At 56.0% G+C, this 22,136-nt stretch carries 21 protein-coding genes; 17 read left to right on the top strand and 4 right to left on the bottom strand.

Going from position 1 to position 22,136, the window contains the following annotated elements:
• Positions 1-244 precede the first annotated feature (244 nt).
• From lrhA to nuoN, 14 genes are all read left to right on the top strand, one after another.
• Complete coding sequence (lrhA, locus tag AB1287_RS14815) at positions 245-1,186, top strand: transcriptional regulator LrhA (protein ID WP_312625266.1); 942 nt, start codon at positions 245-247, stop codon at positions 1,184-1,186.
• A 628-nt stretch (positions 1,187-1,814) separates the two neighbouring features.
• On the top strand, positions 1,815-2,261 hold the full coding sequence (gene nuoA, locus AB1287_RS14810; RefSeq protein WP_312625267.1) for an NADH-quinone oxidoreductase subunit NuoA: 447 nt from the start codon (positions 1,815-1,817) through the stop codon (positions 2,259-2,261).
• A gap of 15 nt (positions 2,262-2,276) precedes the next feature.
• Positions 2,277-2,951, top strand: a complete 675-nt coding sequence (gene nuoB, locus AB1287_RS14805; RefSeq protein ID WP_097161758.1) for an NADH-quinone oxidoreductase subunit NuoB — start codon at positions 2,277-2,279, stop codon at positions 2,949-2,951.
• 86 nt (positions 2,952-3,037) lie between these two features.
• Positions 3,038-4,843, top strand: coding sequence for an NADH-quinone oxidoreductase subunit C/D (gene nuoC, locus AB1287_RS14800; protein WP_312625269.1), 1,806 nt, complete (start codon positions 3,038-3,040; stop codon positions 4,841-4,843).
• 2 nt (positions 4,844-4,845) lie between these two features.
• A complete protein-coding gene (gene nuoE / locus AB1287_RS14795) occupies positions 4,846-5,346 on the top strand; it encodes an NADH-quinone oxidoreductase subunit NuoE (RefSeq protein ID WP_312625271.1) in 501 nt (166 codons plus the stop codon).
• Positions 5,343-6,680, top strand: a complete 1,338-nt coding sequence (gene nuoF, locus AB1287_RS14790; RefSeq protein WP_312625272.1) for an NADH-quinone oxidoreductase subunit NuoF — start codon at positions 5,343-5,345, stop codon at positions 6,678-6,680. Before nuoE ends, nuoF begins: the two co-directional genes overlap by 4 nt.
• A 56-nt stretch (positions 6,681-6,736) precedes the next feature.
• Complete coding sequence (gene nuoG / locus AB1287_RS14785; protein ID WP_435618260.1) at positions 6,737-9,463, top strand: NADH-quinone oxidoreductase subunit NuoG; 2,727 nt, start codon at positions 6,737-6,739, stop codon at positions 9,461-9,463.
• Positions 9,460-10,437, top strand: coding sequence for an NADH-quinone oxidoreductase subunit NuoH (gene nuoH / locus AB1287_RS14780; RefSeq protein WP_312625274.1), 978 nt, complete (start codon positions 9,460-9,462; stop codon positions 10,435-10,437). The genes nuoG and nuoH overlap by 4 nt, the downstream gene beginning before the upstream one ends.
• Before the next feature lie 14 nt (positions 10,438-10,451).
• A complete protein-coding gene (gene nuoI, locus AB1287_RS14775; protein ID WP_404657323.1) occupies positions 10,452-10,994 on the top strand; it encodes an NADH-quinone oxidoreductase subunit NuoI in 543 nt (180 codons plus the stop codon).
• An 11-nt stretch (positions 10,995-11,005) separates the two neighbouring features.
• The gene (gene nuoJ, locus AB1287_RS14770; RefSeq protein ID WP_312627131.1) at positions 11,006-11,557 is read left to right on the top strand and encodes an NADH-quinone oxidoreductase subunit J; all 552 of its coding nucleotides are present in this window, start codon (positions 11,006-11,008) and stop codon (positions 11,555-11,557) included.
• Positions 11,554-11,856 (top strand): NADH-quinone oxidoreductase subunit NuoK, encoded by a 303-nt coding sequence (gene nuoK / locus AB1287_RS14765; RefSeq protein WP_097161765.1) that lies wholly within the window; start codon positions 11,554-11,556, stop codon positions 11,854-11,856. The genes nuoJ and nuoK overlap by 4 nt, the downstream gene beginning before the upstream one ends.
• Complete coding sequence (gene nuoL, locus AB1287_RS14760; RefSeq protein ID WP_312627128.1) at positions 11,853-13,694, top strand: NADH-quinone oxidoreductase subunit L; 1,842 nt, start codon at positions 11,853-11,855, stop codon at positions 13,692-13,694. Before nuoK ends, nuoL begins: the two co-directional genes overlap by 4 nt.
• A gap of 27 nt (positions 13,695-13,721) precedes the next feature.
• Complete coding sequence (gene nuoM / locus AB1287_RS14755; protein ID WP_435618259.1) at positions 13,722-15,251, top strand: NADH-quinone oxidoreductase subunit M; 1,530 nt, start codon at positions 13,722-13,724, stop codon at positions 15,249-15,251.
• A gap of 6 nt (positions 15,252-15,257) precedes the next feature.
• On the top strand, positions 15,258-16,715 hold the full coding sequence (gene nuoN / locus AB1287_RS14750; RefSeq protein WP_312627125.1) for an NADH-quinone oxidoreductase subunit NuoN: 1,458 nt from the start codon (positions 15,258-15,260) through the stop codon (positions 16,713-16,715).
• Positions 16,716-16,899: 184 nt separating this feature from the next.
• Here nuoN and AB1287_RS14745 read toward each other — a convergent pair whose 3' ends face one another.
• From AB1287_RS14745 to rnz, 4 genes are all read right to left on the bottom strand, one after another.
• A complete protein-coding gene (locus tag AB1287_RS14745; protein WP_435618258.1) occupies positions 16,900-17,238 on the bottom strand; it encodes a DUF1869 domain-containing protein in 339 nt (112 codons plus the stop codon).
• Positions 17,239-17,248: 10 nt separating this feature from the next.
• Positions 17,249-17,581 carry a DUF1971 domain-containing protein gene (locus tag AB1287_RS14740; protein ID WP_097161770.1) on the bottom strand — a complete coding sequence of 111 codons (333 nt, stop codon included), beginning with the start codon at positions 17,579-17,581 and terminating at the stop codon, positions 17,249-17,251.
• A 309-nt stretch (positions 17,582-17,890) separates the two neighbouring features.
• Positions 17,891-18,895 (bottom strand): chemotaxis protein, encoded by a 1,005-nt coding sequence (locus AB1287_RS14735; protein ID WP_435618257.1) that lies wholly within the window; start codon positions 18,893-18,895, stop codon positions 17,891-17,893.
• 63 nt (positions 18,896-18,958) lie between these two features.
• Positions 18,959-19,879, bottom strand: a complete 921-nt coding sequence (rnz, locus tag AB1287_RS14730) for a ribonuclease Z (protein ID WP_435618256.1) — start codon at positions 19,877-19,879, stop codon at positions 18,959-18,961.
• 48 nt (positions 19,880-19,927) lie between these two features.
• Between rnz and AB1287_RS14725 the strand changes: the two genes are divergently transcribed.
• The 3 genes from AB1287_RS14725 (at position 19,928) to menF (ending at position 22,124) form a co-directional block, all read left to right on the top strand.
• Positions 19,928-20,386: a GNAT family N-acetyltransferase gene (locus AB1287_RS14725; protein ID WP_312627116.1), complete on the top strand. Its 459-nt coding sequence runs from the start codon at positions 19,928-19,930 to the stop codon at positions 20,384-20,386.
• Positions 20,387-20,432: 46 nt separating this feature from the next.
• Complete coding sequence (gene elaB, locus AB1287_RS14720; protein ID WP_312627114.1) at positions 20,433-20,738, top strand: stress response protein ElaB; 306 nt, start codon at positions 20,433-20,435, stop codon at positions 20,736-20,738.
• 96 nt (positions 20,739-20,834) lie between these two features.
• Positions 20,835-22,124: an isochorismate synthase MenF gene (gene menF / locus AB1287_RS14715; RefSeq protein ID WP_435618255.1), complete on the top strand. Its 1,290-nt coding sequence runs from the start codon at positions 20,835-20,837 to the stop codon at positions 22,122-22,124.
• The last annotated feature ends 12 nt before the right edge of the window (positions 22,125-22,136 follow it).

The following is a 22,136-nucleotide window of genomic DNA, read 5'->3' as shown; positions in this document are numbered from 1 at the left end:
TTTTTGAATAATCTCGCATAAAAGTGCCAGAAATAATTAATTCGTTATCCGGGTGTAAGCAAAAATATAGCTATGGGGTCTGCTCACTAAGACGCAGGCAGGCAATTATAATGCAATAACGCTCTTTCAGGTATTCGTCCGGCTTGCCGGCTCGGAGGAGAGAATTTAAAAGGAATTGCCTGATTTTCTTAGAGCACAGCATCAACCAGGCAGGTCAGCACAAGCAACCTGTAAGTGAAGAATTATGATTAACGCAAATCGTCCGATATTGAATCTCGATCTCGATCTGCTGAGAACGTTTGTTGCGGTCGCCGATCTGAACACCTTTGCAGCAGCCGCCGCTGCCGTGTGCCGGACTCAGTCCGCCGTCAGCCAGCAGATGCAACGTCTCGAGCAACTGGTCGGTAAAGAACTGTTTGCCCGTCATGGCAGAAACAAACTGCTCACAGAACACGGCATCCAGCTGCTGGGTTATGCCCGCAAAATTCTGCGCTTCAATGACGAAGCGTGCACATCGCTTATGTTTAGCTCGTTGCAGGGCATGCTGACTATCGGTTCGTCTGATGAATCGGCTGATACTATCCTGCCTTTCCTGCTCAACCGAATCAGCTCTGTTTATCCGAAGCTGGCGCTGGATGTTCGTGTGAAGCGTCATGCCGAAATGGACGTTATGCTACAGGCGAATGAAGTCGATTTAGTGCTGACTACGCACCGTCTGGCACAGTTTGATTCAATTTCTTTGCGCACGTCACCAACGCTCTGGTATTGCGCCGCCGACTACATTCTGCCACCCGGCGAAGCCGTGCCGCTGGTGCTGCTCGATGACCCAAGTCCTTTCCGCGACATGATCATTGATACGCTGAATGCCGCGCGCATTCCATGGCGGCTGGCCTATGTCGCTTCAACTCTCTCAGCCGTGCGTGCAGCAGTCAAAGCTGGATTGGGCGTCACCGCGCGCCCGGTCGAAATGATGAGCCCGGAACTGCGCGTGTTGGGCAGAAGCGACGGGTTACCGCAGCTGCCTGATACCGAGTACCTGCTGAGCTGCAACAGCCAGAGTTCAAACGAGCTGGTTCGGGCGATTTTCCAGTCACTGGATAACGACAATAACCCCTGGTATCAGTACGGAGCGTATACCTCGGAAGGGGGTGACGATACCCTTATTCCTGAAAGGGATTTAGAGTAACCAGGCTGTCGCTTTCTGGTAACAATTTGTAAGTGCAAAAAAAGGCCGCTGACGCATTAATTCCGTTCAGTGGCCTTTTTTTTGGATAAAGAATAATCGACGGCTGGGTTTTTATTTTTTTTATTTCTATTTTTCAGTTCGTTAGATTCTGGTGGTGCTGTTTTAGCATGCTTAGGGCGGCCAATTTGCAGGTTCCTGCTAATGTTAAAAAAACGGCTGTATTGTTGCCGTTTTTTTGTGTGGATTAACAAAAGCGTGTCTCAGATCAAGAAAATACTCCCCATTGGGGGGAGGAATCAACGGCAAATCCTGTCAAAATAGAAGGGTAATTGGTGTTTAAACCTCAGACGGACACGATTCACCCAGCGCAAATCCTGGTGGCTATTTCATCCCGAAAAGGCTAAAGGGCATTTAATGTTAATGAAACGCGCTCGGTGTAAACTAATGTGAGGAAACTTTTGTTAAAGTTGACAAAAGGTTATAGAAAGGAGTAAAAAACCACATCTTTTAGCAGTTTTAGCCCGTTAGTGGCACTCTTTTTGTGGTTTTTTAATTCCTCCCCATGAATCATGTGGCGTTCATCTGCCAGCCAGAGCAGAGTTTTGGCGCTACTTATTTTGGTTAAGCAATGCGTATGTCAACATCCACTGAAGTCATCGCTCATCACTGGGCATTCGCTATATTTCTCATCATTGCCATTGGCCTCTGCTGTCTGATGCTGGTTGGCGGTTGGTATCTCGGCGGTCGCGCGCGCGCGCGTAGCAAGAACACTCCATTTGAGTCGGGTATCGACTCCGTGGGCTCTGCTCGCTTACGTCTCTCGGCGAAGTTCTACCTGGTCGCCATGTTCTTCGTCATCTTCGACGTGGAAGCCCTTTACCTTTACGCATGGTCAACCTCTATCCGTGAAAGCGGTTGGGTCGGCTTTGTGGAAGCCGCAATTTTCATTTTAGTGTTACTGGCAGGCCTGGTTTACCTCGTCCGTATCGGTGCGCTGGACTGGACGCCTGCGCGTTCCCGTCGCACGCTGGTCAATCCGGAAACTGACAGTTCTACTAATCGTCATACGCAGTAAAAGCGAGGCAATAAGATGGATTATACGCTCACCCGCATAGATCCTAACGGTGAGAACGACCGTTACCCCCTGCAAAAACAGGAGATCGTAACCGACCCTCTTGAGCAGGAAGTGAATAAAAGCGTGTACATGGGCAAGCTCGAAAACGCCCTGCACGATATGGTCAACTGGGGTCGCAAGAACTCAATCTGGCCCTACAACTTCGGCCTTTCCTGCTGCTACGTTGAAATGGTGACGTCATTCACTGCGGTGCATGACGTTGCGCGTTTTGGTGCTGAAGTACTGCGCGCATCTCCGCGTCAGGCTGACCTGATGGTGGTGGCCGGTACCTGTTTCACCAAAATGGCCCCGGTTATTCAGCGTCTGTACGATCAGATGCTGGAGCCAAAGTGGGTTATCTCCATGGGCGCCTGTGCAAACTCCGGCGGCATGTACGACATTTATTCTGTTGTGCAGGGTGTCGATAAGTTTATCCCGGTCGATGTTTACATTCCCGGCTGCCCGCCGCGTCCGGAAGCCTACATGCAGGCGCTGATGCTGCTGCAGGAGTCCATCGGCAAAGAGCGTCGTCCGCTCTCCTGGGTGGTTGGCGATCAGGGCGTATACCGCGCCAATATGCAATCTGAACGCGAGCGTAAACGCGGCGAACGTATTGCTGTGACGAATCTTCGTACGCCTGACGAGATTTAACTTTGCGCCTGTCGGCAGTGAAACGTCTTCGCATATCAAAACTATAGCGCGAAGCCACGCCCGACAGTCACCACGGACCTTTTGCAATGGTGAACAATATGACCGATTTAACCGCGCATGACGCCGCCGCCTGGCAGACCCGGGATCATCTCGATGACCCGGTGATTGGCGAACTGCGCAACCGTTTTGGGCCGGATGCCTTTACCGTTCAGCCAACCCGCACCGGGGTACCTGTTGTTTGGGTCAAGCGTGAACAGTTACTGGAAGTGGTCGATTTCCTCAAGAAATTGCCGAAACCTTACGTCATGCTGTTTGACTTACACGGCATGGACGAGCGTCTGCGCACACACCGTGACGGGTTACCCGCCGCGGATTTTTCCGTTTTCTATCATCTGATTTCTATCGACCGCAACCGCGACATCATGCTCAAGGTGGCGCTGTCTGAGAACGATCTGAATGTGCCGACGGTGACCAAACTCTTCCCTAACGCTAACTGGTATGAGCGTGAAACCTGGGAGATGTTCGGTATCAACATTGAGGGCCACCCAAACCTGCGTCGCATCATGATGCCGGATACCTGGGAAGGCCATCCGCTGCGTAAGGACTACCCGGCGCGCGCCACCGAATTCGATCCGTTTGAGCTGACCAAAGCCAAGCAGGATCTGGAGATGGAAGCGCTGACCTTCAAGCCTGAACAGTGGGGCATGAAGCGCAGCACCGAAAACGAGGACTTCATGTTCCTCAACCTCGGCCCAAACCACCCGTCCGCGCACGGTGCATTCCGCATTATCCTTCAACTCGACGGTGAAGAGATTGTCGACTGCGTCCCGGACATCGGCTACCACCACCGTGGTGCTGAGAAGATGGGCGAGCGTCAGTCCTGGCACAGCTACATTCCGTACACCGACCGTATCGAGTACCTCGGCGGCTGCGTGAACGAAATGCCTTACGTTCTGGCCGTTGAAAAACTGGCGGGTATCAAGGTCCCCGAGCGCGTGGACGTCATCCGCGTCATGCTCTCCGAACTGTTCCGTATTAACAGCCACCTGCTGTACATCTCCACGTTCATTCAGGACGTCGGCGCAATGACGCCGGTGTTCTTCGCGTTTACCGATCGCCAGAAAATCTACGATCTGGTTGAAGCGATCACTGGTTTCCGTATGCACCCGGCCTGGTTCCGTATCGGCGGCGTGGCGCACGATCTGCCGCGTGGCTGGGATCGTCTGCTGCGTGAATTCCTCGAGTGGATGCCAAAGCGTCTGGATTCTTATGAGAAAGCCGCACTGCGTAACACCATTCTGAAAGGTCGTTCTCAGGGCGTCGCCGCTTATACCGCGAAAGAAGCGCTGGAGTGGGGCACCACCGGTGCTGGCCTGCGTGCTACCGGGATCGACTTCGACGTGCGTAAGGCGCGTCCATACTCTGGATATGAAAACTTCGACTTCGAAATCCCGGTTGGAGGCGGCGTGTCCGACTGCTACACCCGCGTGATGCTGAAAGTCGAAGAGCTGCGCCAGAGCCTGCGCATTCTTGAGCAGTGCCTCAAGAACATGCCGGAAGGCCCGTTCAAGGCGGATCACCCGCTGACGACGCCGCCGCCGAAAGAGCGCACGCTGCAGCATATCGAAACCCTGATCACTCACTTCCTGCAGGTTTCCTGGGGCCCGGTTATGCCGGCCAACGAATCCTTCCAGATGATTGAGGCGACCAAGGGCATCAACAGCTACTACCTGACCAGCGACGGCAGCACCATGAGCTACCGCACCCGTATCCGTACGCCGAGCTATGCGCACCTGCAGCAGATCCCGGCGGCGATTCGCGGCAGCCTGGTATCAGACCTTATCGTCTATCTGGGTAGTATTGATTTTGTTATGTCAGATGTGGACCGCTAATTATGCACGAGAATCAACAACCACAAACCGAGGCTTTTGAGCTGAGTGCGGCCGAGCGTGACGCTATCGAGCACGAAAAGCACCACTACGAAGACCCGCGTGCGGCGTCCATTGAAGCGCTGAAGATCGTTCAGAAACAGCGTGGCTGGGTGCCGGATGGCGCGATCTATGCGATCGCCGACGTACTGGGCATCCCGGCGAGCGATGTCGAAGGCGTGGCTACGTTCTACAGCCAGATCTTCCGCCAGCCAGTGGGCCGCCACGTCATTCGCTACTGCGACAGCGTGGTGTGTCACATCACCGGTTATCAGGGCATTCAGGCGGCGCTTGAGCAGAAGCTCAACATCAAGCCAGGCCAGACGACCTTTGACGGGCGTTTCACCCTGCTGCCGACCTGCTGCCTCGGTAACTGCGACAAGGGGCCGAACATGATGATTGATGAGGACACTCACAGCCATCTGACGCCGGAGGCAATCCCTGAGCTGCTGGAGCGTTACAAATGAAAACTGTGACCATGACGCCTGAAACGCATCCGCTGACGTGGCGTCTGCGCGAAGACAAACAGCCGGTCTGGCTCGAAGAGTACCAGAGCAAAAACGGCTATGCGGGCGCGCGTAAAGCGCTTACCGGCATGGCCCCGGATGATATCGTCAACGCGGTAAAAGATGCGGGTCTGAAAGGGCGCGGCGGTGCGGGCTTCTCCACCGGTCTGAAGTGGAGCCTGATGCCGAAAGACGAATCCATGAACATCCGTTACCTGCTGTGTAACGCCGATGAAATGGAGCCGGGCACCTATAAAGACCGCCTGCTGATGGAGCAGCTGCCGCACCTGCTGGTGGAAGGCATGCTGATCTCCGCATTCGCGCTGAAAGCCTACCGCGGCTACATCTTCCTGCGTGGCGAATATATCGAAGCCGCTGTGCATCTGCGCCGTGCGATTGCTGAAGCGACTGAAGCGGGTCTGCTGGGCAAAAACATTCTCGGCACCGGATTTGATTTCGAACTGTTCGTGCACACCGGTGCGGGACGTTATATCTGCGGGGAAGAAACCGCGCTGATTAACTCCCTCGAAGGCCGTCGTGCGAATCCACGTTCCAAGCCACCATTCCCGGCAAGTTCCGGCGTGTGGGGCAAACCGACCTGCGTAAACAACGTAGAAACCCTGTGCAACGTGCCAGCCATTCTCGCTAACGGCGTGGAGTGGTATCAGAACATCTCGAAAAGCAAAGATGCGGGCACCAAACTGATGGGCTTCTCCGGGCGCGTGAAAAATCCTGGCCTGTGGGAATTGCCGTTCGGCACCACCGCACGTGAAATCCTCGAAGATTACGCGGGCGGCATGCGCGATGGCCTGAAATTCAAAGCCTGGCAGCCGGGCGGGGCAGGGACTGACTTCCTGACCGAAGCGCACCTCGATTTACCGATGGAGTTTGAAAGCATCGGTAAAGCAGGTAGCCGTCTGGGTACTGCGCTGGCGATGGCGGTTGACCATGAAATTGGCATGGTTGGCCTGGTGCGTAACCTCGAAGAGTTCTTCGCCCGCGAATCCTGCGGCTGGTGTACGCCGTGCCGCGATGGCCTGCCGTGGAGCGTGAAAATTCTGCGTGCCCTTGAGCGTGGCGAAGGCCAGCCGGGTGATATCGAGACGCTTGAGCAACTGTGTCGATTCCTCGGGCCGGGTAAGACCTTCTGTGCGCATGCGCCAGGTGCGGTCGAACCGCTGCAGAGCGCGATTAAATATTTCCGCGAAGAATTTGAAGCAGGCATTAAGCAGCAGTTCAGCAACACCCATCTGATTAATGGGATTCAGCCCAACCTGCTGAAAACGCGCTGGTAAGCCCTGAGAATTTTGATTAACGCCCGGTTTCGGCCGGGCCAACTGGAAGCACGCTAATGGCTACGATTCATGTAGACGGCAAAGAATACGAGGTCAACGGAGCGGATAACCTGTTACAGGCTTGTCTCTCTCACGGCCTTGATATTCCTTATTTTTGCTGGCATCCGGCGCTGGGAAGCGTGGGAGCCTGCCGCCAGTGTGCGGTGAAGCAATATCAAAACGCGGAAGACACGCGTGGCCGCCTGGTGATGTCCTGTATGACTCCGGCATCCGATGGCACCTTTATCTCTATCGACGACGAAGAAGCGAAACAGTTCCGCGAAAGCGTAGTGGAGTGGCTGATGACCAACCACCCGCACGACTGTCCGGTTTGTGAAGAGGGCGGTAACTGCCATCTTCAGGATATGACCGTAATGACCGGTCATAGCTTCCGTCGCTACCGTTTCACCAAACGTACGCACCGTAACCAGGATTTGGGGCCGTTCATCTCTCACGAAATGAACCGCTGCATCGCCTGTTACCGCTGCGTGCGTTACTACAAAGATTATGCCGACGGTGGCGATCTGGGCGTGTATGGCGCGCACGATAACGTCTACTTCGGTCGTCCGGAAGACGGTACGCTGGAGAGCGAATTCTCCGGCAACCTCGTTGAAATCTGCCCGACCGGCGTTTTCACTGACAAAACTCACTCCGAGCGCTACAACCGTAAATGGGACATGCAGTTCGCACCAAGCATCTGCCAGCAGTGCTCCCTTGGCTGTAACACCAGCCCGGGTGAGCGCTACGGCGAACTGCGTCGTATCGAAAACCGTTACAACGGCACCGTAAACCACTACTTCCTCTGCGACCGTGGTCGTTTTGGTTACGGCTACGTGAACCTGAAAGATCGTCCGCGTCAGCCGGTTCAGCGTCGTGGTGACGACTTCATTACCCTGAACGCTGAGCAGGCGATGCAGGGTGCCGCAGATATTCTGCGTCAGTCGAAGAAAGTGATCGGCATCGGTTCTCCGCGTGCGAGCGTAGAGAGTAACTTCGCGCTGCGTGAACTGGTTGGGGAAGAGAACTTCTACACCGGTATCGCCAAAGGTGAACAGGAGCGTCTGCAGCTGGCGCTGAAAGTGTTGCGTGAAGGCGGCATCCACACCCCTGCACTGCGCGACATCGAATCCTACGATGCGGTGCTGGTATTAGGTGAAGATATCACCCAGACCGGCGCCCGCGTTGCCCTGGCGGTGCGTCAGGCGGTGAAAGGGAAAGCGCGCGAGATGGCGGCGGCTCAGAAAGTGGCTGACTGGCAGATTGCGGCAATCCTGAACATCGGTCAGCGCGCGAAGCATCCGCTGTTCGTGACGAACGTCGACAATACCCGTCTGGATGACATCGCGGCATGGACCTACTGCGCTCCGGTCGAAGACCAGGCGCGTTTAGGTTTTGCTATCGCTCACGCGCTGGATGAGAGTGCGCCAGCGGTCGAAGGTCTGAGCAACGATCTGAAAGGCAAAATTGACGTTATCGTGCAGGCGCTGGCCGGTGCGAAAAAGCCATTGATCATCACCGGAACCAACTCCGGTAGCGCCGAAATCATTCAGGCCGCGGCGAACGTTGCCAAAGCGCTGAAAGGCCGTGGCGCAGACGTCGGTGTGACCATGATTGCCCGTGCGGTTAACAGCGTAGGTCTTGGCCTGATCGGCGGCGGTTCGCTGGAAGATGCGCTGAGCGAGCTGGAATCTGGCTCTGCGGATGCGGTTGTGGTGCTGGAAAACGATCTCCACCGCCATGCAGCGGCTTCCCGCGTAGATGCTGCGCTGTCTAAAGCGCCGCTGGTGATGGTTATCGACCATCAGCGCACCGCGATTATGGACAAAGCCCATCTGGTGCTTTCTGCCGCAAGTTTTGCAGAAAGTGACGGTACGGTAATCAACAACGAAGGTCGTGCCCAGCGTTTCTTCCAGGTTTATGATCCGGCTTACTACGACAGCAACACCGTGATGCTGGAAAGCTGGCGCTGGCTGCACTCGCTGCACAGCACCGTGCAGAGCCGCGAAGTGGACTGGACTCAACTGGATCACGTGATCGACGCTGCCGTGGCGAAACTACCGCAGCTGGCAGGCATCAAAGAAGCCGCGCCGGACGCATCGTTCCGTATTCGTGGTCAGAAACTGGCGCGTGAACCGCACCGCTACAGTGGTCGTACTGCAATGCGTGCGAACATCAGCGTTCACGAACCGCGTCAGCCGCAGGATAAAGACACCATGTTCGCCTTCTCGATGGAAGGGAACAACCAGCCGTCAGCACCGCGTTCGCAAATTCCGTTCGCATGGGCTCCGGGCTGGAACTCCCCGCAGGCATGGAACAAGTTCCAGGCGGAAGTGGGCGGCAAACTGCGCCACGGCGATCCTGGCGTGCGCCTGATTGAAGCGTCTGCAAACGGTCTGGAATATTTCGGCACCGTGCCGGCAGGCTTCGAAGCGCAGGAAGGTCAGTGGCGTGTTGCGCCGTGCTATCACCTGTTCGGCAGTGACGAAATGTCACAGCGTTCGCCGGTCTTCCAGCAGCGTATGCCAGAGCCTTACATCAAGCTCAATCCGGCAGATGCCGCGAAGCTTGGCGTGAACGCGGGCGCGAAGATTGCCTTCAGCTACGACGGTCAGACCGTCACTCTGCCACTGCTGCTTTCCGAAGGGCTGACGGCAGGGCAGGTGGGTCTGCCAATGGGTATGCCGGGCATTGCGCCAGTGCTGGCCGGTGCGCGTATTGAAAATCTGCAGGAGGCGAAAGCATGAGTTGGTTAACACCGGATGTTATCGACATTCTGTTAAGCATCCTGAAGGCAGTTGTCATCCTGCTGGTGGTTGTCACCTGCGGGGCGTTCATGAGCTTTGGTGAACGTCGTCTGCTCGGTCTGTTCCAGAACCGTTACGGGCCGAACCGCGTAGGCTGGGGCGGCTCGCTCCAGCTGGTGGCGGACATGATCAAGATGTTCTTCAAAGAGGACTGGATCCCGAAATTTACCGACAAGGTGATCTTCACCCTGGCGCCGGTTATCGCGTTCACCTCTTTGCTGCTGTCGTTTGCCATCGTCCCGGTCAGCCCGACCTGGGTGGTTGCCGACCTCAACATCGGTATTCTGTTCTTCCTGATGATGGCGGGTCTGGCGGTTTACGCCGTGCTGTTCGCAGGCTGGTCGAGTAACAACAAATACTCGCTGCTCGGTGCAATGCGTGCTTCAGCGCAAACCCTGAGCTACGAAGTGTTCCTCGGCCTGTCGCTGATGGGGGTTGTCGCGCAGGCTGGCTCCTTCAACATGACCGATATCGTCAATAACCAGGCACACCTGTGGAACGTGATTCCACAGTTCTTCGGCTTCATTACTTTCGCTATCGCGGGCGTGGCGGTGTGTCACCGTCACCCGTTTGACCAGCCGGAAGCGGAGCAGGAGCTGGCCGACGGTTACCACATCGAATATTCCGGCATGAAGTTCGGCCTGTTCTTCGTGGGCGAATACATCGGTATCGTCACCGTTTCAGCGCTGATTGTGACGCTGTTCTTCGGTGGCTGGCAGGGTCCGTTCTTACCGCCATTCATCTGGTTCGCGATCAAAACCGCGTTCTTCATGATGATGTTCATTTTGATCCGTGCTGCATTGCCTCGTCCGCGTTATGACCAGGTGATGTCCTTCGGCTGGAAAGTGTGCCTGCCGCTGACGCTGATCAACTTGCTGGTAACGGCGGCTGTCATTCTCTGGCAGCAGCCATAAGGGGCGAATAGACCATGACTTTAAAAGAATTAATAGTGGGCTTCGGCACCCAGGTTCGCAGTATCTGGATGATCGGGATGCACGCGTTCGCCAAGCGCGAAACGCAGATGTATCCGGAAGAGCCGGTTTACCTGCCGCCGCGCTACCGTGGCCGCATCGTGCTGACGCGCGATCCGGACGGTGAAGAGCGCTGCGTAGCCTGTAACCTGTGCGCCGTTGCCTGTCCGGTTGGCTGTATCTCTCTGCAAAAGGCAGAGACCAAAGATGGCCGCTGGTATCCAGAGTTTTTCCGCATCAACTTCTCACGCTGCATTTTCTGCGGCCTGTGTGAAGAAGCGTGCCCGACCACGGCGATTCAGTTGACCCCGGACTTCGAGCTGGGTGAATACAAGCGTCAGGATCTGGTGTACGAGAAAGAGGATCTGCTGATTTCCGGTCCGGGCAAATACCCGGAATATAACTTCTACCGGATGGCGGGTATGGCAATCGACGGCAAAGATAAGGGCGAAGCAGAGAACGAAGCCAAGCCTATCGACGTCAAGAGCCTGTTACCGTAAGGAGAGGGGCAATGGAATTCGCATTTTACATTTGTGGTCTCGTCGCCATCCTGGCCACGCTACGGGTCATCACGCACACCAATCCGGTGCATGCGTTGCTGTACCTGATCATCTCCCTGCTGGCGATTGCCGGCGTGTTCTTCTCGCTCGGAGCGTATTTCGCCGGGGCGCTGGAGATCATTGTTTATGCCGGGGCGATCATGGTGCTGTTCGTGTTCGTAGTGATGATGCTGAACCTGGGCGGCGCCGAAATCGAACAGGAACGTCAGTGGCTGAAGCCGCAGGTCTGGATTGGGCCTGGCGTGCTGTCCGTGGTTCTGCTGGCGGTGATTGTTTACGGTATTTTGGGCGTGAGCGACCAGGGTATCGACGGCAACGCGATCAGCGCGAAGGAAGTGGGCGTTGCACTGTTCGGTCCGTACGTGCTGGCGGTGGAACTGGCTTCCATGCTGCTGCTGGCGGGCCTGGTTGTCGCCTTCCACGTTGGTCGTGAAGACCGCGTGGGTGAAGTCATCAGCAACCGTCCGAACGACAGCAAAAGAAAACCGGAGGAGCACGCATGATCCCCTTAACACATGGACTGATCCTCGCGGCGATCCTCTTCGTTCTCGGGCTGACCGGTCTGGTTATCCGCCGCAATCTGCTGTTTATGCTGATCGGGCTGGAAATCATGATTAACGCCGCCGCGCTGGCCTTCGTGGTTGCCGGTAGCTACTGGGGCCAGACCGACGGTCAGGTGATGTATATCCTCGCTATCAGCCTCGCGGCTGCGGAGGCGAGTATTGGCCTGGCGCTGCTGCTGCAGCTCCACCGTCGCCGCCAGAACCTGAACATCGATTCAGTAAGTGAGTTGCGTGGATGAACATGCTTGCCTTAACCGTCATTTTGCCATTGATTGGCTTCCTGCTGCTCGCCTTCTCCCGCGGGCGCTGGTCTGAGAATCTCTCCGCCACCATCGGTATGGGCTCTGTGGGCCTGGCCGCGCTGACCACCGTTTTTGTCGGCGTGGATTTCTTCGCCAACGGTAAACAGGCCGTCAGCGTGCCGCTGTGGAACTGGATGTCCGTCGGCGATTTCAACATCGGCTTCAATCTGGTGCTGGATGGCCTGTCGCTGACCATGCTCTCTGTGGTTACCGGCGTTGGCTTCCTGATCCACATGTTTGCCTCCTGGTACATGCGCGGAGAAGAGGGCTACTCCCGCTTCTTCGCCTACACCAACCTGTTCATTGCGAGCATGGTGGTGCTGGTGCTGGCGGATAACCTGCTGCTGATGTACCTGGGCTGGGAAGGCGTGGGCCTGTGCTCCTATCTGCTGATCGGTTTCTACTATACCGATCCGAAGAATGGCGCAGCAGCGATGAAAGCCTTCGTCGTGACCCGTGTGGGTGACGTGTTCCTCGCTTTCGCGCTGTTCATCCTCTACAACGAGCTGGGCACCCTGAACTTCCGTGAAATGGTCGAGCTGGCTCCGCAGCACTTCGAAGCCGGCAACAACATGTTGACCTGGGCAACGCTGATGCTGCTGGGTGGTGCGGTCGGTAAATCGGCTCAGCTGCCGTTGCAGACGTGGCTTGCGGACGCAATGGCTGGTCCAACTCCGGTTTCTGCGCTGATCCACGCCGCAACCATGGTGACCGCGGGCGTCTACCTGATTGCCCGTACTCACGGCCTGTTCCTGATGACCCCGGAAATTCTGCATCTGGTGGGTATTGTTGGTGCGGTTACGCTGGTGATGGCAGGCTTTGCCGCACTGGTTCAGACCGACATCAAACGTGTACTCGCTTACTCCACCATGAGCCAGATTGGCTACATGTTCCTGGCGCTCGGCGTTCAGGCATGGGATGCAGCGATTTTCCATCTGATGACCCACGCGTTCTTCAAAGCGCTGCTGTTCCTCTCGTCCGGTTCGGTCATTCTGGCCTGCCACCACGAGCAGAACATCTTCAAAATGGGTGGCCTGCGTAAGTCAATTCCGCTGGTGTATGTCTGCTTCCTGGTCGGTGGTGCTGCGCTGTCCGCGCTACCGCTGATTACCGCTGGCTTCTTCAGTAAGGATGAGATCCTGGCAGGTGCGATGGCCAACGGTCACATCAACCTGATGATCGCCGGTCTGGTGGGCGCGTTCATGACGTCGCTCTATACCTTCCGCATGATCTTCATCGTGTTCCACGGCAAAGAGCAGATCCACGCGCACGCAGGGAAGGGGATTACCCATCACCTGCCGCTTATCGTGCTGCTCGTTCTGTCCACCTTTGTTGGCGCCATGATTGTTCCGCCACTGCAGGGTGTACTGCCGCAGACAACTGAACTGGAACACAGCCACGTCCTGACTCTGGAAATCACCTCCGGCGTTGTGGCGATTGCCGGCATCCTGATTGCCGCCTGGCTGTGGCTGGGTAAACGTACGCTGGTCACCGCGATTGCCAACAGCGCGCCGGGCCGTCTGCTCGGAACCTGGTGGTACAACGCCTGGGGCTTCGACTGGCTGTACGATAATATTTTCGTCAAACCGTACCTGGGCATTGCGTGGCTGCTGAAACGCGATCCGCTGAACAGTCTGATGAATCTCCCGGCCATTCTTTCCCGCTTCGCAGGCAAAGGTCTGCTGGTGAGCGAGAACGGTTACCTGCGCTGGTATGTGGCATCCATGAGCATTGGCGCGGTGGTTGTTCTCGCGCTGCTGATGGTTTTGCGTTGAGTTGACAGAAAAGGAATATAGATCGCCATGTTATTACCCTGGCTAATACTAATCCCGTTTATCGGCGGCTTCTTATGCTGGCAGACCGAGCGCTTCGGCGTGAAGGTGCCGCGCTGGATTGCGCTGATCACCATGGGACTGACGCTGGCTCTGTCCCTGCAGCTGTGGCTGCAGGGCGGCTACTCGCTGACGCAATCCGCTGGCATTCCGCAATGGCAGTCTGAGTTCATTCTGCCGTGGATCCCACGCTTTGGTATCACCGTTCACCTCGCCATTGACGGCCTGTCGCTGCTGATGGTTGTGCTGACCGGCCTGCTCGGCGTGCTGGCGGTACTCTGCTCCTGGCAGGAAATTCAGAAATATCAGGGCTTCTTCCACCTCAACCTGATGTGGATCCTGGGTGGCGTTATCGGCGTGTTCCTCGCCATCGACATGTTCCTGTTCTTCTTCTTCTGGGAAATGATGTTGGTGCCGATGTACTTCCTGATCGCGCTGTGGGGCCACAAAGCTTCCGACGGTAAAACGCGTATCACGGCGGCCACCAAGTTCTTCATCTACACCCAGGCGAGCGGTCTGGTGATGTTGATTGCCATCCTGGCGCTGGTGTTCGTGCACTACAGCGCGACCGGCGTGTGGACCTTCAACTACGAGCAGCTGCTGAAAACGCCGATGGCCCACAACGTGGAATATCTGCTGATGCTCGGCTTCTTCATCGCCTTCGCGGTGAAAATGCCGGTAGTACCGCTGCATGGCTGGCTGCCGGATGCGCACTCTCAGGCACCAACGGCAGGTTCCGTTGACCTTGCGGGCATCTTGCTGAAAACCGCGGCCTACGGTCTGCTGCGCTTCGCGCTACCGCTGTTCCCGAACGCGTCTGCTGAATTTGCGCCAATCGCAATGTGGCTCGGCGTGATCGGTATCTTCTACGGCGCGTGGATGGCCTTCACCCAGTACGACATCAAGCGTCTGATCGCCTACACCTCTGTTTCGCATATGGGCTTTGTGCTGATTGCGATTTACACCGGCAGCCAGCTGGCGTATCAGGGCGCAGTGATTCAGATGATTGCGCACGGTCTGTCCGCGGCGGGTCTGTTCATTCTGTGTGGTCAGCTGTACGAACGTCTGCACACGCGTGATATGCGCATGATGGGCGGCCTGTGGAGCAAAATTAAATGGCTGCCAGCGCTGTCTATGTTCTTCGCTGTGGCAACCCTCGGTATGCCGGGCACCGGTAACTTCGTCGGCGAATTCATGATTCTGTTCGGCAGCTTCCACGTCGTGCCGGTTATTACCGTGATTTCCACCTTCGGTCTGGTGTTTGCTTCCGTCTACTCGCTGGCGATGCTGCATCGCGCTTACTTCGGTAAAGCGAAAAGCGAAATTGCGGCTAAAGAACTGCCAGGGATGTCGCTGCGCGAGCTGTTTATCATCCTGCTGTTAGTGGTGCTGCTGGTTCTGCTCGGGTTCTACCCTCAGCCGATCCTCGACACCTCACACGCTGCGATGGGCAATATTCAGCAGTGGTTTGTTAATTCTGTTACTACTACAAGGCCGTAAATCGCCATGACAATAACTCCACAACAACTGATCGCACTGCTACCGCTGCTGATCGTCGGCTTGACGGTGGTGGTTGTGATGCTCTCCATTGCGTGGCGACGCAATCATTTCCTCAATGCCACGCTAGCGGTTGTCGGCCTCAACGTCGCGCTGCTGTCGCTTTGGTTTGTCGGTCACGTTGGCGCGATGGACGTCACGCCGCTGATGCGCGTTGATGGCTACGCCATGCTTTACACCGGGCTGGTGCTGCTGGCGAGTCTCGCCACCTGTACCTTTGCCTATCCATGGCTCGAAGGCTATTACGACAACAAAGAAGAGTTCTACCTGCTGGTGCTGATTGCCGCGCTGGGTGGCATTCTGCTGGCGAACGCCAACCATATGGCTGCGCTGTTCCTTGGTATCGAGCTTATCTCGCTGCCGCTGTTCGGCCTGATTGGTTATGCCTACCGCCAGAAACGCTCGCTGGAAGCCAGCATCAAATACACCATTCTGTCTGCCGCAGCCTCTTCATTCCTGCTGTTCGGTATGGCGCTGGTGTATGCGAACTCCGGTAGCCTGTCGTTCCTGGCACTGGGCAAAGCGCTTGCGGACAATATGCTGCATGAGCCGCTGCTGCTGGCGGGTCTGGGCCTGATGATTGTTGGCCTCGGGTTCAAGCTCTCTCTGGTTCCGTTCCACCTGTGGACGCCAGACGTGTATCAGGGCGCGCCTGCACCGGTCTCCACCTTCCTGGCGACCGCGAGCAAAATCGCTATCTTTGGCGTGGTAATGCGTCTGTTCCTGTACGCGCCAGTGGGCGACAGCGAAGCCGTTCGTGTGGTGCTGGGCATCATTGCCTTTGTGTCCATCATCTTCGGTAACCTGATGGCTCTGAGCCAGACCAATATCAAGCGTCTGCTCGGTTACTCCTCCATCTCTCACCTGGGTTATCTGCTGGTGGCGCTGATTGCGATGCACAGCGGCCAGATGTCCATGGAAACCGTTGGCGTGTACCTGGCCGGTTATCTGTTCAGCAGCCTCGGCGCGTTCGGTGTCGTCAGCCTGATGTCCAGCCCTTACCGTGGCCCGGATGCAGACTCTCTGTACTCTTACCGTGGTCTGTTCTGGCACCGTCCGATTCTGTCGGCGGTCATGACCGTGATGATGCTCTCCCTGGCGGGTATCCCGATGACGCTTGGCTTTATCGGTAAATTCTACGTGCTGGCCGTGGGCGTTCAGGCGCACCTGTGGTGGCTGACTGCCGCGGTAGTTATCGGTTCCGCGATTGGTCTTTACTACTACCTGCGCGTAGCGGTGAGCCTGTATCTGGAAGCGCCGCAGCAGCTGAACCGTGATGCGCCGTCGAACTGGCAGTACAGCGCCGGTGGTATCGTGGTGCTGATTTCTGCGCTGCTGGTGCTGATCCTCGGTATTTATCCGCAGCCGCTGATTAGCATTGTTCAGCTCGCGATGCCGATGATGTAATCACGCGAAAGCCTGATAAAAGCCGCCGACTTGTTCGGCGGTTTTTTTTCGCCTGAACAAAAGCTAATCGTTGACGGTGAGCGTAGGGAGAAAGTGCTGTGAAAAGGCAGGGACAGGAAGATAGTGCGGATTAAGAGGCAGGGCACTGGCGCACAAACCAGTGCTCCCTGTCACAGAGAAGAGATCACCAGCCGCAGACGTTAACTTCTTCGTCAGTGTCGTAACCACGAACGATGTTGATCAAATCCTTCACGGTATCCGCCGCGGTGGTCGCATCATGCAGTTCAGCCAGCGTAGCCAGGTTTTTATCGACGGAAACGCCATTATTGTTGTTGGTAACCGTCACGACAAAACCTTTCGGGGCATTTTCTTTGCTCGCCAGATTTTCAACCAGCTCGTTGAGCGCTTGCACAGCAATGTCAGGGACATAGAGCGACATCGGTTTCAAATAAACTTTAGCCTGTTTCTCTTTGCTGGCGTAGTTAACGACTTCAAGCGTGTAGCCTTTGTTTTCGATATCCATTACGGACTCCTTAATCTTCGGTAAGGATTTTCGGGTCAACATAAAAGTCGACGTTAAAAACAGTGTCTTCGGTCAGCGCTTCAATACGGTGCCATTTTTCTGGAGGGAAAACACCAAACTGACCCGCTTCGATAGTTAATGTTTCTACGGGATCCGGGCTGGTCTCATCCGCATAGCCCAAATAACGGATGCACCCCTGCATGACGCTCAGGCGAGGGTAGACACCCTGACGGGTGCCTTTGTCCAGATGTCGTTGCCAGATAGCGGCCGGTGCTGTTTCTTTCGTCCAGAGTGGGGTTGCTCTGACATGAACATAATGAGTAGGGATAATGATTCTTTCCACAATTTATCCTCGGATTGTCAGGGTGATATTCGAAAGTGATACCTGTAACTATGGTACGCCTGTTCTATTGTGTTGAAAGCGCTTTGGAGGGAGCGTTAGGGGTAGCGAGGCGGTAACTCTTAGGGGGTGGTTAATTAGACAACTGATTGTTATTTAATGATAAAAGTTAAATTCGCCAGTTCCAGATTAAGTAAAAGAGGTGCTGCTTATGTGGGGAACGGTCCTGCTATTAAAAAAGAAAGGGCCAGACGAGAGTGCTTTCTCATCATGGCCCTGTCGTCGCTTAGCGCAGCTTCAGTCGTACCTGAATCATACGGACTGTAAGCGGCTAATCAGCGGTCCGTCTTCACGACGCTCCGCGCGCTCCAGCACTTCCTTAATCACCGACGACAGTTCGTTAATTTCGAATTTCGCCACGTAGCCGTCGGCTTTGACTTTGCGGATATGGTCTTCGTTGGCGTTCCCGGAGAGCGAGGAGTGGATCACCACAGGAATGGCCTTCAGGCGTGGGTCGGATTTGATTTTTCGGGTCAGGGTAAAGCCGTCCATCTCCGGCATTTCGAGGTCCGTCAGCACCAGCGCGATTTTATCGGTAACCGGCACGCCTTCCGTTTGTGCTTCCTTCGCCAGCTTTTCGATAGTTTCCCAGGCCTGCTGGCCGGTGACATGCATCTTCGCCGGGATTTCCATAGCGTGCAGGCCTTTCTCCAGCATCGCGCGCGCCACTTTTGAATCCTCCGCCACAATCGCCGTTGCGCCAGGCCTGATGCTTTGCTTCGGCGCGGTCAGACGAGTGGCGTGCAGATCGTGATCGGCCGGCACGATGTCATACAGAATCTGCTCAACGTCGATCACCATCGCCAGGTTGTTGCTGTCTTTGTCGTTGTCGAGACAGGCGATACTGGTGATGTACTGGCCGTTCACGGCTTTTTCCGCCGTATGTACCTGAGTCCAGTCGAGACGAATAATGTTTTCCACCGATTCGACTGCAAACGCCTGAACGCTGCGGGCGTACTCGGTGATCAGCAGAATGTTTAACCCGCTTTCCGCTTTGCAGCCGAGCACGGAAGGCAGATCGATGACCGGGATAATCTGGTCGCGAATGTTGACCATGCCCATCACCGGAGCCTTAATGCCCGCGGGTTTGGTGAACGCGGGCATCGGAACGATTTCGCGCAGTTTAAATACATTAATGCCGAAAAGTTCTGACTTGCCGCCCTCCGCCGATGCGCCCAGGCGGAACAGCAGCAGTTCAAAGCGGTTAGACAGGGTCAGATTGGCCCTGTCGTCGATATCTTTCTGGAAATTGTCCATTTTGCCCTCAAAGTGAAGAGAATGCTGAGCCTTTATTCTGTTATCGGCATTTGTGGGCAAAAGTTAAACCAGAGGGAATACGCTGAAATCTTCCGCCAGTTCGCAGGCTTCAAATACGCTGCGGCACTCAGCCAGCAGGTGCTGACAGCCTTGCCAGTCATAGCGGGAGCTCACGTGGGTGATGATGAGCTTGCCAGCGTTCGCCTCGCGGGCCAGCTCTGCTGCCTGCACGGATGATGAATGCCCACGACTGTTGGCTTTTTCCGCCATCGCATGTTCGAGAGTAGTTTCATGCACCATTACGTCTACGTTTTTGGCGAGTTCCAGCGCTGCAGGGCAGGGCGCCGTATCGCCGAAAATGGCAAGCTTAATACCCGGCGTGCTCGGGCCGAGATAATCCTTCCCATTGACGATACGCCCGTCCGGCATGGTGACCGTAAGGCCTTTTTTTAACTGCTGGAAAAGCGGACCGGCTTTAATGCCGTCAGCCAGCAATCGTGCGGCATCAAGGGGACCAGGCTTATCATGCTGTTCGATACGGTAGCCAAAGCATTCCACCGGATGGCTGAGCGGATATGCCGTCACGCGGAAAGCGCCGTCGTCAAAAACTTCACCCTCGCTGATTTCTTCAATCGTGAGCGGGTAGTCCGTCCAGGAGCCGCTCAGGCGCAGGGCAGTTTCAACAAACTCTCTGATGCCCTTTGGCCCGTAAATCGTAAGCGGTGAAGGATTGCCCTGCATCGAGCGGCTGCACAGCAGCCCCGGCAGACCGAAAAGGTGATCGCCGTGCAGATGAGTGATAAAGATTTTATCGAGCTTGCCGGGGTGGTGGCTGGTTCGCAGAAACTGATGCTGGGTCCCTTCTCCGCAGTCGAACAGCCACATCTGCGACAGCGTCGGTTGTTGCAAATTAAGCACTATCGACGTCATATTACGGTGACGGGTCGGAACGCCTGCCGATGTCCCGAGAAAAATCAATTCCATAACGCATTTTCCTTCTTGGCCAGAACACAGAGTATAACGGAGCGCACAATGATCCAGTGGCACGATCTTCACCACAGCCAGTTAACCGTCCAACAACTGTACGCCTTGTTGCAGCTACGCTGTGAGGTCTTTGTCGTCGAGCAGGCCTGTCCGTACCAGGATGTAGACGGCGACGATCTTGTCGGCGAGAACCGGCACATCCTCGGCTGGCGCGACGGTAAGCTGGTGGCGTATGCGAGGATTCTGAAAAGTGGCGATGAATTTGAGCCCGTGGTGATAGGCCGGGTGATTGTCAGCCAGGCCGTTCGCGGGGAAAAACTCGGCGTGAAGCTGATGGAGCAAACCCTCGCCAGCTGCGAGCAACACTGGCCGCAGAAGGCGCTGTATCTGGGGGCACAGGCGCATCTTCAGGCGTTTTATGCCCACTTCGGTTTTACTCCCGTTACCGACGTCTATGACGAAGACGGCATTCCGCACATCGGTATGGCGCGGGAAGCGAGATCCTGAAGCATTGTCTATAGTTAGCGGACAGGTTTAACCATGGAGAAAACTGATGGCATATCGTTCTTATGAATCACACATTGATGATGACCTGGCCCTGCTGAGTGACACTCTGGAAGAGGTCTTAAGCTTTTCCGGCGATCCCGCTGACCAGAAGTATATCGAGCTTAAGCTGCGTGCCGAAAGAGCACTGCAGGACGTTCAGTCCCGCGTAAGTCAGGCTTCTGACACCTATTACTACCGGGCGAAACAGGCCGTGACCCGTGCCGATGACTACGTACACGAAAAACCCTGGCAAGGTATTGGCGTGGGTGCCGCCGTTGGGCTGGTGTTAGGGCTGCTGCTGGCACGGCGTTAGGCTGCAAACTGCAAAAATCCGCTCCCTCGTCATGGGTACTGCTTTTTTAGGGCAGTACCCTTTATAATGCATGGTTTATATCAAAGGGAGATTCGCGTGCATTCCATTACCGCTGCGCTGGAAGGCCTGCTGGCTTTTCTGACTGACGACTTACCTGATGCGCCCGGCTCGCGAATTTTTGACACTCCCTTCCCTCTGAATGACGCCTTTGACCCGCTGAGCTGGTTAAGCAGTCAGTCTGCTTTCCCCCAATTTTACTGGCAACACCGCAACGGTCAGGAAGAAGCGGCGGCGCTGGGCGCCGTCTGTCACTTTTCTTCTCTTTCTGATGCCGCTGACTGTTTGCAGGAAGCCCAGGCCGATCTGCGAATCTGGGGGCTGAATGCCTTTGAACCTCGCGACGGGCAGCTGTTTCTTCCCCGGGTAGAGTGGCGTCGTCATGCGGGCAAAGCCTCGTTGCGGCTGACGCTCAGTAGTGACGTTTCCTTACGTGACGATGCCGCCGCGGCGCGGGAATTTTTGACCACTCTTCAGCCTTCACGTCCGCTGCCGTTGCTCAGCGGCGAGCTCAAAAATGAACGCCACTATCCCGATCGCGCAGGCTGGGTGCGTTTGATTCAAACGGCCACCGAGACAATCGCCAACGGCGTGCTGGACAAAGTTGTTCTCGCTCGCGCCACCGATTTACGTTTCGCTGCGCCCCTGCATGCGGGGGCGATGATGGCGGCCAGCCGCCGCGTGAACCTCAACTGTTACCATTTCCTGATGGCCTTTGACGCGCAAAACGCCTTTCTTGGCTCCACGCCGGAGAGACTCTGGCAGCGGCAGGGCACCCAGCTTCTCACGGAGGCGCTGGCGGGCACCGTAGCCAGCCATCCAGACGACAAGCAGGCAGATCATCTGGCAGATTGGCTCATGCAGGATGACAAAAATCAGCGGGAAAATTTGCTGGTCGTTGAGGACATCTGCCAGCGTCTCCAGCAGGACGTCAGCGCGCTGGAGGTGCTGCCGCCGCAGGTGATTCGCCTGCGTAAGGTCCAGCATCTGCGCCGTCGCATTCAGGCCGAACTCCAGGCACCGGACGACGCGCGCTGCCTGGTCCAGCTACAGCCTACTGCCGCCGTGGCCGGATTGCCGCGCGAGCAGGCTCGGCAGTTTCTCGAACAGCATGAGCCCTTTACGCGTGAGTGGTATGCGGGCTCTGCCGGGTATCTTAGCCTGCACCAGAGCGAATTTTGCGTTGCGCTGCGCTCTGCAAAAGTGAGTGGCGACGTCGTTCGGCTGTACGCCGGGGCGGGAATTGTTCGCGGATCGGACCCTGAGCAGGAGTGGCAGGAGATCACGCAAAAAGCGGCGGGGTTACGATCGCTGCTGCTGCCTGAATAACAGATAACCGAC

Origin of the sequence: Scandinavium sp. UTDF21-P1B, assembly GCF_040750395.1 — a bacterium.
In the GTDB taxonomy this organism is placed as follows: Bacteria; Pseudomonadota; Gammaproteobacteria; order Enterobacterales; family Enterobacteriaceae; genus Scandinavium.
The sequence above is the reverse complement of the archived record's forward strand: the minus strand, read 5'-3'. Positions and strand labels throughout refer to the sequence as shown.